Origin of the sequence: Microbacterium hanjuni (genome assembly GCF_043556395.1) — a bacterium.
GTDB lineage: Bacteria > Actinomycetota > Actinomycetes > Actinomycetales > Microbacteriaceae > Microbacterium.
The window spans coordinates 191,320-203,893 of sequence record NZ_JBIGIK010000002.1 but is presented as its reverse complement, the minus strand read 5'-3'; the positions used below and the strand labels follow the sequence as shown (position 1 = coordinate 203,893).

12 protein-coding genes are annotated in these 12,574 nt (G+C 68.6%); 7 read left to right on the top strand and 5 right to left on the bottom strand.

Annotated elements, in window-relative coordinates; all coding sequences use genetic code 11:
* The first annotated feature begins 22 nt into the window (after positions 1 to 22).
* Complete coding sequence (gene lysS, locus ACFXP5_RS08670) at positions 23 to 1,567, top strand: lysine--tRNA ligase (protein WP_394527786.1); 1,545 nt, start codon at positions 23 to 25, stop codon at positions 1,565 to 1,567.
* Here the strand turns inward: lysS and ACFXP5_RS08665 are convergent.
* A complete protein-coding gene (locus ACFXP5_RS08665) occupies positions 1,560 to 2,723 on the bottom strand; it encodes a DUF4192 family protein (RefSeq protein ID WP_394544326.1) in 1,164 nt (387 codons plus the stop codon). The genes lysS and ACFXP5_RS08665 overlap by 8 nt on opposite strands.
* Before the next feature lie 115 nt (positions 2,724 to 2,838).
* Here ACFXP5_RS08665 and ACFXP5_RS08660 point away from each other — a divergent pair, with 115 nt between their 5' ends.
* The 3 genes from ACFXP5_RS08660 to ACFXP5_RS08650 all read left to right on the top strand — a co-directional run bounded on the left by ACFXP5_RS08660 (position 2,839) and on the right by ACFXP5_RS08650 (position 5,377).
* Positions 2,839 to 3,036, top strand: coding sequence for a hypothetical protein (locus ACFXP5_RS08660; protein WP_394527784.1), 198 nt, complete (start codon positions 2,839 to 2,841; stop codon positions 3,034 to 3,036).
* A gap of 76 nt (positions 3,037 to 3,112) precedes the next feature.
* Positions 3,113 to 4,579: a cardiolipin synthase gene (cls, locus tag ACFXP5_RS08655; RefSeq protein WP_394527783.1), complete on the top strand. Its 1,467-nt coding sequence runs from the start codon at positions 3,113 to 3,115 to the stop codon at positions 4,577 to 4,579.
* Between the two features lie 24 nt (positions 4,580 to 4,603).
* Positions 4,604 to 5,377: a hypothetical protein gene (locus ACFXP5_RS08650; protein ID WP_394544325.1), complete on the top strand. Its 774-nt coding sequence runs from the start codon at positions 4,604 to 4,606 to the stop codon at positions 5,375 to 5,377.
* A gap of 60 nt (positions 5,378 to 5,437) precedes the next feature.
* Here the strand turns inward: ACFXP5_RS08650 and ACFXP5_RS08645 are convergent, their stop codons facing one another.
* From ACFXP5_RS08645 to ACFXP5_RS08630, 4 genes are all read right to left on the bottom strand, one after another.
* Positions 5,438 to 6,733, bottom strand: a complete 1,296-nt coding sequence (locus ACFXP5_RS08645; RefSeq protein ID WP_394544324.1) for a hemolysin family protein — start codon at positions 6,731 to 6,733, stop codon at positions 5,438 to 5,440.
* Positions 6,734 to 6,875: 142 nt separating this feature from the next.
* Positions 6,876 to 7,106: a helix-turn-helix domain-containing protein gene (locus ACFXP5_RS08640; protein WP_394527779.1), complete on the bottom strand. Its 231-nt coding sequence runs from the start codon at positions 7,104 to 7,106 to the stop codon at positions 6,876 to 6,878.
* On the bottom strand, positions 7,103 to 7,732 hold the full coding sequence (locus ACFXP5_RS08635) for a DUF2975 domain-containing protein (protein WP_394544323.1): 630 nt from the start codon (positions 7,730 to 7,732) through the stop codon (positions 7,103 to 7,105). Before ACFXP5_RS08635 ends, ACFXP5_RS08640 begins: the two co-directional genes overlap by 4 nt.
* A complete protein-coding gene (locus tag ACFXP5_RS08630) occupies positions 7,732 to 8,340 on the bottom strand; it encodes a hypothetical protein (protein WP_394527777.1) in 609 nt (202 codons plus the stop codon). Before ACFXP5_RS08630 ends, ACFXP5_RS08635 begins: the two co-directional genes overlap by 1 nt.
* 218 nt (positions 8,341 to 8,558) lie before the next feature.
* Here ACFXP5_RS08630 and ACFXP5_RS08625 point away from each other — a divergent pair, with 218 nt between their 5' ends.
* From ACFXP5_RS08625 to ACFXP5_RS08615, 3 genes are all read left to right on the top strand, one after another.
* Positions 8,559 to 11,087 carry an ATP-dependent Clp protease ATP-binding subunit gene (locus ACFXP5_RS08625; RefSeq protein WP_394527776.1) on the top strand — a complete coding sequence of 843 codons (2,529 nt, stop codon included), beginning with the start codon at positions 8,559 to 8,561 and terminating at the stop codon, positions 11,085 to 11,087.
* Positions 11,088 to 11,172: 85 nt separating this feature from the next.
* Positions 11,173 to 11,682 (top strand): amino-acid N-acetyltransferase, encoded by a 510-nt coding sequence (locus ACFXP5_RS08620; protein WP_394527775.1) that lies wholly within the window; start codon positions 11,173 to 11,175, stop codon positions 11,680 to 11,682.
* A 45-nt stretch (positions 11,683 to 11,727) separates the two neighbouring features.
* Complete coding sequence (locus ACFXP5_RS08615; protein WP_394544322.1) at positions 11,728 to 12,420, top strand: hypothetical protein; 693 nt, start codon at positions 11,728 to 11,730, stop codon at positions 12,418 to 12,420.
* Positions 12,421 to 12,574 lie beyond the last annotated feature (154 nt).

The following is a 12,574-nucleotide window of genomic DNA, read 5'->3' as shown; positions in this document are numbered from 1 at the left end:
CGCCGTCGGTAGGATTGCGAGCATGACCGACGCGCCTTCCGCCGCCCCCGCAGAGCCCGTGGCGGAGGACGACACCGCCCGCGCCGAGCTCGAAGCGCACCAGCAGAAGGCGGTGCGTCTCGGCAAGCGGGAACGCCTGCTGGCGGAGCGAGCGGATGCTGCGGGCGGACCGTATCCGGTCGCCGTCCCCGTCACCGATACCATCCCGGCGCTGCGTGCGCGCTACGGCGACCTCGAGGCGGGCGATGAGACCGGCGTCGAGGCCGGAGTGGCCGGCCGGGTCGTCTTCAGCCGCAACACCGGGAAGCTCTGCTTCGCGTCGCTGCAGTCGGGCGACGGCAGCCGCATCCAGGCGATGGTGTCGCTGGCGGTCGTCGGGGAGGATTCTCTCCAGGCGTGGAAGGAACTCGTCGATCTCGGAGACCACGTCTTCGTCTCGGGTGAGGTCATCTCGAGCCGTCGAGGCGAACTGTCGATCATGGTGTCGGACTGGCAGATCGCGTCGAAGGCGGTGCTGCCCCTGCCGAACCTGCACTCCGAACTGAGCGAGGAGAGCCGCGTCCGCAGCCGCTACCTCGACCTCATCGTGCGCGACCAGGCCCGCGAGACGGTGCTCGCCCGAGCGAAGGTCAACGCCAGCCTGCGCGCGACCTTCGCCGACCAGGCGTTCGTCGAGGTGGAGACCCCCATGCTGCAGGTGCAGCACGGCGGCGCGAGTGCCCGCCCCTTCGTCACCCACTCGAACGCGTTCGACACCGAGCTGTTCCTGCGGATCGCCCCCGAGCTGTTCCTCAAGCGCGCCGTCGTCGGCGGCATCGATCGCGTCTTCGAGATCAACCGCAACTTCCGCAACGAGGGCGCCGACTCCACGCACAGCCCCGAGTTCGCGATGCTCGAGGCGTACCAGTCGTACTCCGATTACCAGGGCATCGCCGACCTCACCCAGCAGCTCGTGCAGAACGCCGCGATCGCGGTTTCCGGCTCCACGACGGTGACATGGGCCGACGGCACCGAGTACGACCTCGGCGGGCAGTGGGAGCGCATCTCGATGTACGACTCGCTGTCGGAAGCATCCGGTCGCACCATCACCCCCGACACGTCGATCGACGAGCTGCGCGCGCTTGCCGCCGAGGCCGGCGTCGACGAGCCCGCCCACCCCACCCACGGCAAGTGGGTCGAGGAGTTGTGGGAGCACTTCGTCAAGCCGGGGCTCACCCGCCCCACGTTCGTCATGGACTTCCCCGTCGACACCAGCCCGCTCGTGCGCGAACACCGTTCCATCCCGGGTGTGGTCGAGAAGTGGGACCTCTACGTGCGCGGCTTCGAGCTCGCCACCGGCTACTCCGAGCTCGTCGACCCGGTGATCCAGCGCGAGCGCTTCGTCGAGCAGGCGAAGCTCGCCGCTCGCGGCGACGACGAGGCCATGCGCATCGACGAGGAGTTCCTCCGCGCTCTCGAGCACGGCATGCCGCCCACCGGCGGCATGGGCATGGGTATCGACCGCCTGCTGATGGCGGTCACCGGCCTCGGCATCCGCGAGACGATCCTCTTCCCGCTCGTCAAATGACCCGGGTCACCGCCCCTCGCGGAACGGGGCGGTGAAACACCCACTCGGGAAGGTGCGCGTTGTTGACGAACGCCAGCACGATCTCGCCCAGGCCATGACCGGGCTCGATCGAGAGGGCTTCGCTCGCGTAGTCCCCGGCGTGCGTCGAACGGCCGAGGGCCCACGAGAGCCATCCGCACGCGGCGAGCGGTCCGGGGCGCTGATTGCGGGGAACGCTCGCCGCGATCCGACGGACGAGATCGAGGGCGGCGGCGAGGCGGCCCGCGTCGGGGATCGGTCCCTCGCCCCACATCGAGGTCGCGAGTTCGGCCGGGTAGTCCTCGCCGTGCTGCCAGCGCAGTTGCGCCTCGGCGGCCTCATCGCCCGCCTCGAGGTCGCAGCACCACTGCGTCAGCGCGATGTCGCGCAGCGCCGGCCGTGTTAAGCACCATCCGAGTGACGCGGCCTGATAGGCGTCGAGGCGGTCGACGTCCCAGACGAGCGCGTCCTCGAAGAGCAGGGGCACGTCGTCGAACATCTCCACGGCAGCCAGTGCCCGCGGGTCGATGCGCTCCAGATCGCCGGCGCCCTCGGGATCTGCCCAGCTCTCGTCCGTGATGACCGATACCGCGCGGGCCACCTCCCGCATCGCTCGAGCCACCCGCTCCTTCTCGGCGAGGTCGACGGCGGGCAGGCCCGCACCGCTCGTCTGGTCACCCGCATCCATCGGCAGTTCCTCGAGCTCCGGCCGGTCCAGTCGCAGCTCGGCGAGGGGGCGCCCTGCGGCGGGGCAGCCCGGATCAAGGTACGAGCCCCACCCGTCGGCGGCGACGCACAGCGCGTCGCTCACGCGCAGCCCGCAGATGTCGGCGCGAACGAGCAGCGCGCTCATCAAGCGGTCGTGGGGCAGCCCGTCCGACCCGGCGAATGTGTCGTCGGTATAGATGACCGGGGCGACGGTGTCGGCGGTGGAGATCTTGCACATCAGACCGATGAAGGTCGAGGCGAGCCGCTCGACGTCGTCGCCGTGCTTCGGTAGGTCGAGGCGCATCGCGCCGAGGGTGCGATTGCCGGCGAACGGTACGAGCACGACGCTGCGCCTCGGGGTGAATCCGGCGAGGCGCGGCACGAGGGCGAGGAAATCCGCGGCGGTCGCCGCCTTGAAGATGGTCGTCATGCGTCCACACTCGACGTTCCGGAAGCCGCGGGGAGATGGCCGGCGCACTCTGTGGAGGTTCTGGCAGGAACGACCGGATGGGGAGGAGAGGATCAGGGCGGCGTATCCTCGAGGTGTGGATCCCTTCGCCCTCGCCGTGCTCTGGTCGCTCGCACCGACCCTCGTGGTGTCGGTGATCTTCTTCTTCGTGATCCGCGGGATTCTGCGGATGGACCGCACCGAGCGCAAGACGTATGCGCGCATCGAGGCGGAGGAACGCGCCAAGCGGGGCCTCGACCCCACCCCGGCTGCGGCATCGGGCTCCGAGCACTGAACGACCCGATCGACGCCTGCGCGGCCGCGTCGGGGGCACTCACTACGCTGGGGGCAGTAGGCCGCCAGGAGGATCTGTGATCAGCGTCACTCTCGACGCGACGTGGTGGGTCGTCACGATCTTCGTGGTCGATCTCGTCATTCGCATCGCCGCGATCATCGTCGTGCCCCGAAACCGCCGCCCGACGGCGGCGATGGCGTGGCTGCTGGCCATCTACTTCATCCCCTTCGTCGGGGTGCTGCTGTTCCTGCTCATCGGAAACCCTCGGCTGCCGCGCAAGCGCCGGCGCAAGCAGGCGGCGATCAACCGCTACATCCACGACACCAGCGAGTCGCTCGACTTCGGCACGCTGAAGCCTCACGCGCCGCACTGGTTCACGGCGCTGGTCACCCTCAACCGCAACCTCGGCGCCATGCCGCTCGCGGGCGACAACGACGCGCAGCTGATCTCCGACTACCAGCAGAGTCTCGACGCGATGGCCGAGGCGATCCGCCAGGCCAAGCGCTACGTCCACGTGGAGTTCTACATCCTGCAGACCGACGACTCCACCGACAACTTCTTCCGTGCTCTCGAAGAGGTGGCCGCCCGCGGAGTGGAGGTGCGCGTCCTGCTCGATCACTGGGCCAACCGGGGCAAGCCGTTCTACCGCAAGACGCTCAAGCGGCTCGACGCGATGGGCGCGCACTGGCACCTGATGCTGCCGGTGCAGCCTCTCAAGGGCAAGTACCAGCGCCCCGATCTGCGCAACCACCGCAAGCTGCTCGTCGTCGACGGCGACATCGCCTACATGGGCTCGCAGAACGTCACGGACTCCAGCTACAACCTGCGCAAGAACATCCGGCGCGGGTTGCGCTGGGTCGACCTGATGGTGCGGGTCGAAGGCCCCGTCGTGGCGAGCATTAACGCGGTCTTCCTCTCCGACTGGTACAGCGAGACCGACGAGATCCTCACCGACGAGATCGACCTCTTCAGCGTGCAGACGGGCCCGGGCGACCTCGACTGTCAGATCGTGCCCTCGGGCCCCGGCTTCGACTTCCAGAACAACCTGAAGCTGTTCCTCGGCCTACTGCTGGCCGCGCGGGAGAAGATCATCATCGTCAGTCCCTACTTCGTACCCGACGAGGCGCTGCTTCTGGGCATCACGACGGCGTGCCAGAAGGGCGTGCACGTCGAGCTGTTCGTCTCGGAGGAGGGCGACCAGGCCCTCGTGTACCACGCGCAGCGCAGCTACTACGAGGCGTTGTTGCGCGCCGGGGTCAAGATCTGGATGTATCCGCGCCCCTACATCCTGCATTCCAAGAGCCTCACGATCGACGACGAGGTCGCCGTCATCGGCTCGAGCAACATGGACATGCGCTCCTTCGGTCTCAACCTCGAGATCTCGATGCTCGTTCGCGGTGAGGACTTCGTGCGCGACATGCGCGAGGTCGAAGACACCTACCGCGGACTCAGCCGCGAGATGACGCTCGCCGAGTGGGAGAAGCAGCCGCTGCGCTCCACGGTGCTCGACAATCTCGCGCGGTTGACCTCGGCACTGCAGTAGCCCCCCCAGCATCCGGAGACCATCATGCGCCGCACCCCGTTGATCGCCCTCGCACTTGGTGCTGTTCTGACGGGCGGAGCGCTCGCCGGGTGCGCGAGCGGAGCCGGCGGCGGCTCGAGCCCGGCGCCGACCACCTCAGCCGCCGCGAGCCCAGGTGCCGGGGTCGATGCCGGCGTCGATGTCGCCGCCGCGTGGCTCGACGGCGGGGCGGCCGTCGCGGTGCTGACGCGGGGCAGCTCGAGCTGCGTGCCGGGTCTCATGGTCACCGGCGAGATGCCGCCCCTGCAGGTCACCCTCTTCGGCAACCTCGACGCCGCGTGCACGCGCGACGCCGTCCTGCGCGGCGATGCCGTGGCGGTCACCGTCGATCCCTCGCTCGACCTCGAGGTACGCGTGTCCGCGTCGACGGAAGGAACCGATGCGGCGGGCACGCCCGGTGCGGACGGCGCGGTCGGCGGAGACGTGGTGCTGCCCGGTGCCGCCGACCTCGCCGGTGCGACGCCCGTGGCCGAGGGCGAGCCGAGCGCGGGGTGGGCAACGGTCGATGATGTGCTCGCGCTGTCGACCTGGGGATCGTCGGGCTGTCGGCCGGTGGTTCAGGATGCTGCGGTCACCGCGCCCGGGGAGATCACCGTCACTCTCGCCGAGCCGGCCGCAGACCTGGTGTGCACGGCGGACTTCGCGCGGCGGGTGAGCGTCATCGACGTGCCGGACGCCGAGCAGGACGTGGCCTACGAGCTGATCCTCACGGGCGACGGCTACGACGCCACCCGCATGGCCATCGCCGGCGTCAACTGAGCGCGAACCGCCCCACGGCGCCACGGCGCCGGCATCCGCCCTCGCTCGATTCTCCGCGCGTCAGTCTTCCGGCTCCGTCGCCTCGGGGCGCACGACGGCGACCTCGGCAACACGCCGGCGTTCCATGCGCTGCACCCGCAGCAGCGCGTCCGAGGCGGCGACGGTATCGCCGACGACGGGGATGCGGCCGAGGCGGTCCATGACGTAGCCGGCGACGGTGTCGTAGGTACCACGGGGGAGGGCGATGCCGGTCGCCTCCTCGAAGTCCTGCAGGTTCAGGCGGCCGTCGATCGCCCCGCCCTCCGCCGCGGCGTTATCGGCGCCGGCGTCGACGTCGTACTCGTCGAAGATCTCACCGACCACCTCCTCGACGAGGTCTTCGAGGGTGATGATGCCGTCCGTGCCGCCGTATTCGTCGACCACCACAGCGATGTGCAGCTCGTGGGCTCGCATCTTCGTCAGTGCGGGGAGCACGCGCGAGCTCGCGGGGAGGTATTCGATCGCCCGGGCGATCTGCGACACGGTGCGCGTGGTGTCGACGGATGCTGCGTCGTACAGGTCGCGGACGTGCACGAACCCGACGATGTCGTCGATCGACGAGTCGGTGATCGGGTACCGCGAGTAGGGGAGGGGGCGCACCCGCTGCATAGCATCGGCGATCGTCATGTCCACGTCGAGCGCGATGACTTCCAGCCGCGGTCGCATGACCTCGCTCAGCTGTCGATCCCGAAGCGACAGGACGTCGTCGAGGATGCGGCGTTCGTCTTCGGGGAGTCCTTCGTGACTGGACACCATGTCGCGGAGCTCTTCTTCGGTCATCTCGTCCGCGCTCTTGTTCGGGTCACCGCCGAGGAGGCGCACCAGGGCGTTGGTCGACACCGAAAGCAGCCAGATGACGGGGCGCATCAGCACGGCGAAGCCGCTCAGCACGGGGGCGGCGACGTACGCGAACTGCACGTTGCGTTGGATCGCGAGTCGCTTGGGAACGAGCTCGCCCAGGACCAGGGAGAAGTAGGCGACGACGAGGGTGAGCACGACAGTGGCGAGCCCTGGGGCGACGTCGGCGGGGATGCCGACCGCCACGAAAAGGGGCTCGACGTACGGCGAGATCGACGAGGCGCCGTACGCGGCAGAGAGGAACCCGGCGACCGTCACGCCGATCTGCACGGCCGAGAGGAAGGTATTGGGATTGCGAGCAAGCGCCGCGACCTTCTCGCCGCGCTTGCCGCGCGCGGCGATCGCATTCAGCTGCCCCTCGCGGAGGGTGACGAGCGCCATTTCCGTGGCGGCGAAGACACCACCGATCAGCACGAAGACGAGAACAAGGACGATGTTGAAGACCAGCTCGCCGCTCATCGTGCGGCTCCGATCCCAGAGGGGGCGCCCGGAAGGGCGCCGGGTCTATGGCTGTCGGGATCTCGCTTCGCGCGTCGGTTCATAGCTCAACGATAGAGAAGGCACCCGCCCCGAAACCGAGCGAACACCCAGCGCCCCGGCCTCAGGCGAGCACGAGCAGGTCGCCCGGCTCGCACTCCAGGGCGCGGCAGACGGCGGCGAGCGTCGAGTAACGGATGGCCCGCGCCCGGTCGTTCTTCAGCACGGACAGGTTCACCACGCTCACCCCGACGATCTCGCTGAGGCGGGTGAGGGTCATCCCGCGCGCGGCGAGCAGCTCGTCGAGGCGGCAGTGGATGCCGCTCGGCCCCTCCTCATCGATCGCGGGGCTCATACGAGACCCGCCGTCTCGCGCTGCAGCCGCGTGCCGATCCGGAAGGCCGCGGCGACGAGGGCGATGCCGACGCCCCAGCCGATCGGACCGAAATCGAGCGCGAACCAGAAGCCGGTGAAGCCCCCCGGCCCGGTCATCTCCTCCGCAGGCCCCAGGAACAGCACGGTCTCGGCCCGCGCGAGCGCACCGATGACCTGCGAACTCAGGCCCCCGACGATGACGACGATCGCCACCGCGACGAGCACCCCGGGCAGCGCGCGGGTGAACGGCGAGCCGCGCAGCAGCGCCCGGGCGAGCCAGAGGGTCGCGATGGCGATCACCAATCCGGTGAGCGCCGGCAATGCCCCCTCCGTCCACAACAGCCACCGCACGCCGGCCGGGAGGTTCGCCACCTCGGCCCACGCGGTCTGGAAGCCCGCGTCGACCACCGCGTCGGAGCCGGTGAGCACCGGTGGGTACTCGCCGCCGGGCGCGATCGCCAGATCGTTCACGCGCAGCACCGCGCTGGTCGCGATGCTCACCCCCGACGCGACGAGCGTGACCAGCGTCAGCGGGATGGCGACGAGTGCCCCGCTTCCGACGAGCGAGACCGCGATCGTCTCCCCGGCGCCGAGCCGTCTGCCCATCAGACGAGCCCGTCGGTCTCGCGGCGGAGTCGGTCGCCGATGCCGAACACCGTGCCCGCGAGCCCGACGAGGAAGGCGAGGAACAAGAGCGGGAAGAGATCGACCGACATCACCACGTTGTCGAACGTGCGATCCGAGATGCGAGCGAAGGCGCCGTTCGCGCCCATGTTCGCGAAGAACGGCGCCAGGCAGTACCCGATGAGCCCGGCGAAGCCCGCCGTGATCACCAGCGCCGTGTTCGTCCGAGAGAAGATGCGGCCGCGGATGATGTTGGCCGTCAACCACAGCAGCGCCCCCACGACCACGACGATCGTCAGCGCGACCGTGACCTGTTCCAACACGAGGGCGGCGACGGATGCTGCGGGCAGCTCGGGGGCGATGAGCACCGCGGTGTCGAGCTCGACCGTGACCGGCGCGCCGCCCGGGCCGATCGGCGCCTCAGCGGGAGTGCCGGCGAATTCCGCGGGCACGCGCACGTCGGCACCGCCGAGCACTTCGCTGATGCGCACCACCGCGCGTCCCACGGTCAGGATCGCGATGATCGCGCCGGCGATCATGAAACCGATCAGTCCGCCGGTGTCGGGTCGGGAGAGTGTGCGTTCGCTCATCTGGGGGGACATGCTCGCTCCATATCGATCATCGTGAGTAACGATTGTCGATAGCAACGATAAACGATATGGCTGCGCTGTCAAGGGAGACCGGGCGCCGGAGTACAGCGACGCTCAGCCCCCAGCGAACACGGGGCCGCAGCATCCGACCCGTCGTTACGCTCGGTATACGGCGCGCGACGCGTGCCCTGTCAGCCCATTTCTGGAGGGGACTGAGGATGTTCGAGAGATTTACCGACCGTGCCCGTCGCGTGGTTGTGCTCGCCCAAGAAGAGGCGAAGATGCTCAACCACAACTACATCGGTACCGAGCACATCCTGCTGGGTCTGATCCACGAGGGCGAGGGTGTCGCTGCCAAGGCACTCGAGTCGCTCGGCATTTCGCTCGACGCTGTGCGCGAGCAGGTGCAAGACATCATCGGCCAGGGGCAGCAGCAGCCCACCGGCCACATCCCCTTCACGCCCCGGGCGAAGAAGGTCCTCGAGCTGTCTCTGCGCGAAGCGCTGCAGCTCGGCCACAACTACATCGGTACCGAGCACATCCTGCTCGGCCTGATCCGCGAGGGCGAAGGCGTTGCCGCTCAGGTGCTCGTCAAGCTCGGCGCCGACCTGAACAAGGTGCGCCAGCAGGTCATCCAGCTGCTCTCGGGTTACCAGGGCAAGGAGCCCGCCGGTGTCGCAGCCGGTGCCGGCGAGCAGGCTCAGGCCGGCGCGCAGGGCGGCTCGGCCGTGCTCGATCAGTTCGGTCGCAACCTCACGCAGGCTGCGCGCGACAACAAGCTCGACCCCGTGATCGGGCGTGAGAAAGAGATCGAGCGCGTCATGCAGATCCTTTCGCGTCGCTCGAAGAACAACCCGGTCCTGATCGGTGAGCCCGGCGTCGGCAAGACCGCCGTCGTCGAGGGTCTCGCCCAGGCGATCGTCAAGGGCGATGTGCCCGAGACGCTCAAGGACAAGCAGGTCTACTCGCTCGACCTCGGGTCGCTCATCGCCGGCTCCCGCTACCGCGGTGACTTCGAAGAGCGCCTCAAGAAGGTCACCAAGGAGATCCGCACCCGCGGCGACATCATCGTGTTCATCGACGAGATCCACACCCTCGTCGGAGCCGGTGCCGCCGAAGGCGCGATCGACGCCGCCTCGATCCTGAAGCCGCTCCTCGCTCGCGGTGAGCTGCAGACGATCGGCGCGACGACGCTGGACGAGTACCGCAAGCACTTCGAGAAGGATGCCGCGCTCGAGCGCCGCTTCCAGCCGATTCAGGTGGCGGAGCCGAGCCTGCCTCACTCCATCAACATCCTGAAGGGGCTACGCGACCGGTACGAGGCGCACCACAAGGTGCAGATCACCGACGGCGCGATCGTCGCTGCCGCGAACCTCGCCGACCGCTACATCTCGGATCGCTTCCTGCCCGACAAGGCGATCGACCTGATCGACGAGGCCGGCGCTCGCCTGCGTCTGTCGATCCTGTCGAGCCCGCCCGAGCTGCGGGAGTTCGACGAGAAGATCGCCAAGGTCCGTCAGGACAAGGAAGTCGCCTCCGAGGAGCAGGACTTCGAGAAGGCCGCGTCGCTGCGCGACGAGGAGAAGTCGCTTCTCGCAGAGCGTCTGCGCCTCGAGAAGCAGTGGCGCTCGGGCGACGTCGCGTCCCACGCGATCGTCGACGAGGGTCTGATCGCCGAGGTCCTGGCCCAGGCCACCGGTATCCCGGTGTTCAAGCTCACGGAGGAGGAGTCCAGCCGACTCGTCTTCATGGAGAAGGCCCTGCACCAGCGCGTCATCGGTCAGGAGGAGGCCATCGCGGCCCTCTCCCGCACGATCCGTCGCCAGCGCGCCGGTCTCAAGGACCCGAAGCGTCCCTCGGGCTCGTTCATCTTCGCCGGCCCCACGGGTGTCGGTAAGACCGAGCTCGCCAAGGCGCTCGCCGAGTTCCTCTTCGACGACGAGGGCGCGTTGATCTCGCTCGACATGTCGGAGTACGGCGAGAAGCACACCGTCTCGCGGTTGTTCGGTGCCCCTCCCGGGTTCGTCGGCTTCGAAGAGGGTGGCCAGCTCACCGAGAAGGTGCGCCGCAAGCCGTTCTCCGTGGTGCTGTTCGACGAGATCGAGAAGGCTCACCCCGACATCTTCAACTCGCTCCTGCAGATCCTCGAAGAGGGTCGCCTGACCGATGGTCAGGGCCGCATGATCGACTTCAAGAACACGGTCATCATCATGACCACCAACCTCGGATCGTCGGCCATCGCCGGTGGCCCGGTCGGGTTCCAGGTCGAGGGCAACGCGCAGACCAGCTACGAGCGGATGAAGGGCAAGGTCGACGAGGAGCTGAAGCGTCACTTCAAGCCCGAGTTCCTCAACCGCGTCGATGACGTCATCGTCTTCCCGCAGCTGAGCAAGGAAGAGCTGCGCCAGATCGTGGGGCTGTTCACCAAGCGTCTGTCCGAGCGCCTGCTCGACCGGGACCTCACGCTGGAGCTGTCCGACGACGCCAAGGACCGGCTCATCGAGATCGGGTTCGACCCGACTCTCGGCGCTCGTCCGCTGCGTCGTGCCATGCAGCGCGAGATCGAAGACCGTCTCAGCGAGAAGATCCTGCACGGTGAGCTCGAGCCCGGCGACCACGTCAAGGTCGACCTCGAGAACGGTCAGTTCACCTTCGTCACCTCGCCGCGCGGCGAGCGGGTCGCGATCGGCATCGGCGCGACCGGTGGCGAGATCACCGCGACGCCCGACATCGCGGCGGCCGGCTGACCCAGCTGAACAGACGAAGGGGGCGGATGCGGACAGCATCCGCCCCCTTCGTCGTTGCGCGAGTCACCGGCCGTAGGCTGGGGGGATGACTTCGTTCACCGTGCGGCCGGCGCGCACCGCCGACGTGCGGGGGATCCAGGACCTCCTCGCCCCCTACGTCGAGCGGCGCATCCTGCTCGGCAAAGACCTCGTGCTCCTGTACGAATCCGTGCAGGAGTTCTTCGTCGCCGAGACCGAGACGGGCGAACTGATCGGCTGCGGCGCGCTGCACGTGATCTGGGACGACCTCGCCGAGGTGCGCACGCTCATCGTCGCCGACGGCTGGTTGCATCGCGGCGTCGGACACCGGATCGTCGATGAGCTCGAGGCCCGCGGTCGCGAGCTCGGGGTGACGCGGTTGTTCTGCCTGACCTTCGAGGTCGACTTCTTCACGCGGCGCGGGTTCACCCCGATCGGCGAGCAGGTGGTCGACCCCGACGTGTACTCGCAGCTCGTGCGCAGTCCCGACGAGGGTGTCGCGGAATTCCTCGATCTCGCACACGTCAAGCCGAACACGCTCGGCAACACGCGGATGCTGAAGACCCTGCGCCCGTAGGCGCGCCAGACCGGCGCTGGCCACCCACGCGCCTACCCTGGGGGGATGAGCGGCACCACTCGGGGTAGGAAGCACTCTTCTGCCGTGTACCGGCGGCGGCGCCTCGTCGTGCTGCTGTTCGCCGCCCTCGTCATCGCCGCCGTCGTCTGGTTGCTCGTCGCCCAGCCGTGGCGGAGCGTCGCCGCGGCCCTGGCGGAGCCGGACGCGACCCCGACCACCTCGGCCTCACCCGCGTCGTCCGCTGCCGATACTCCTGCACCGGCCGCGTCGGAACCGGTGCCCGAAGAGCCCGCCGACGCTGCGACGCCCGACCCGTCGCTGACTCCCACGGCCGAGCCGTGCGTGCCCGGCAATCTGCTCGTGGAGGCCGTCACCGACAAGGCCTCGTACGCGTCGGGCGAGAACCCCCAGCTGTCGATCCGCTTGACCAACCAGAGCGCGAGCGATTGCACCCTGAACGTCGGCACCAGTGCCCAGGCGTTCGAGGTCTCCAGCGGCTCCGACGTCTGGTGGCGCTCGACCGACTGCCAGAGCGAGCCGAGCGACATGATCGTGCTGCTGACCGCCGGCCAGCAAGTGACGAGCGCGACGCCGCTGACGTGGGACCGCACGCGTTCCTCGGTCGACACGTGCACCTCCGACCGCCCGCAGGCGACGGGTGGTGGAGCGACTTACCACCTCCGGGTCGCGATCGGCGGGCTTTCTTCGGCCAATACGGCCCCTTTTCAGCTGAACTGAGCGGAATCTGTCCCCCAAATGGAGGACAGACGCGCGCGGATCGGTCCCGTAATGTTGGTGTCGCTCCCTCGCAAGAGGGGCCGCGTCGCTGTCCCCAGCAGTTAGCGCCGAGCGTCCCCAACGTTCCGGCTCGCGGCTCCGCGAGAGCGACGGG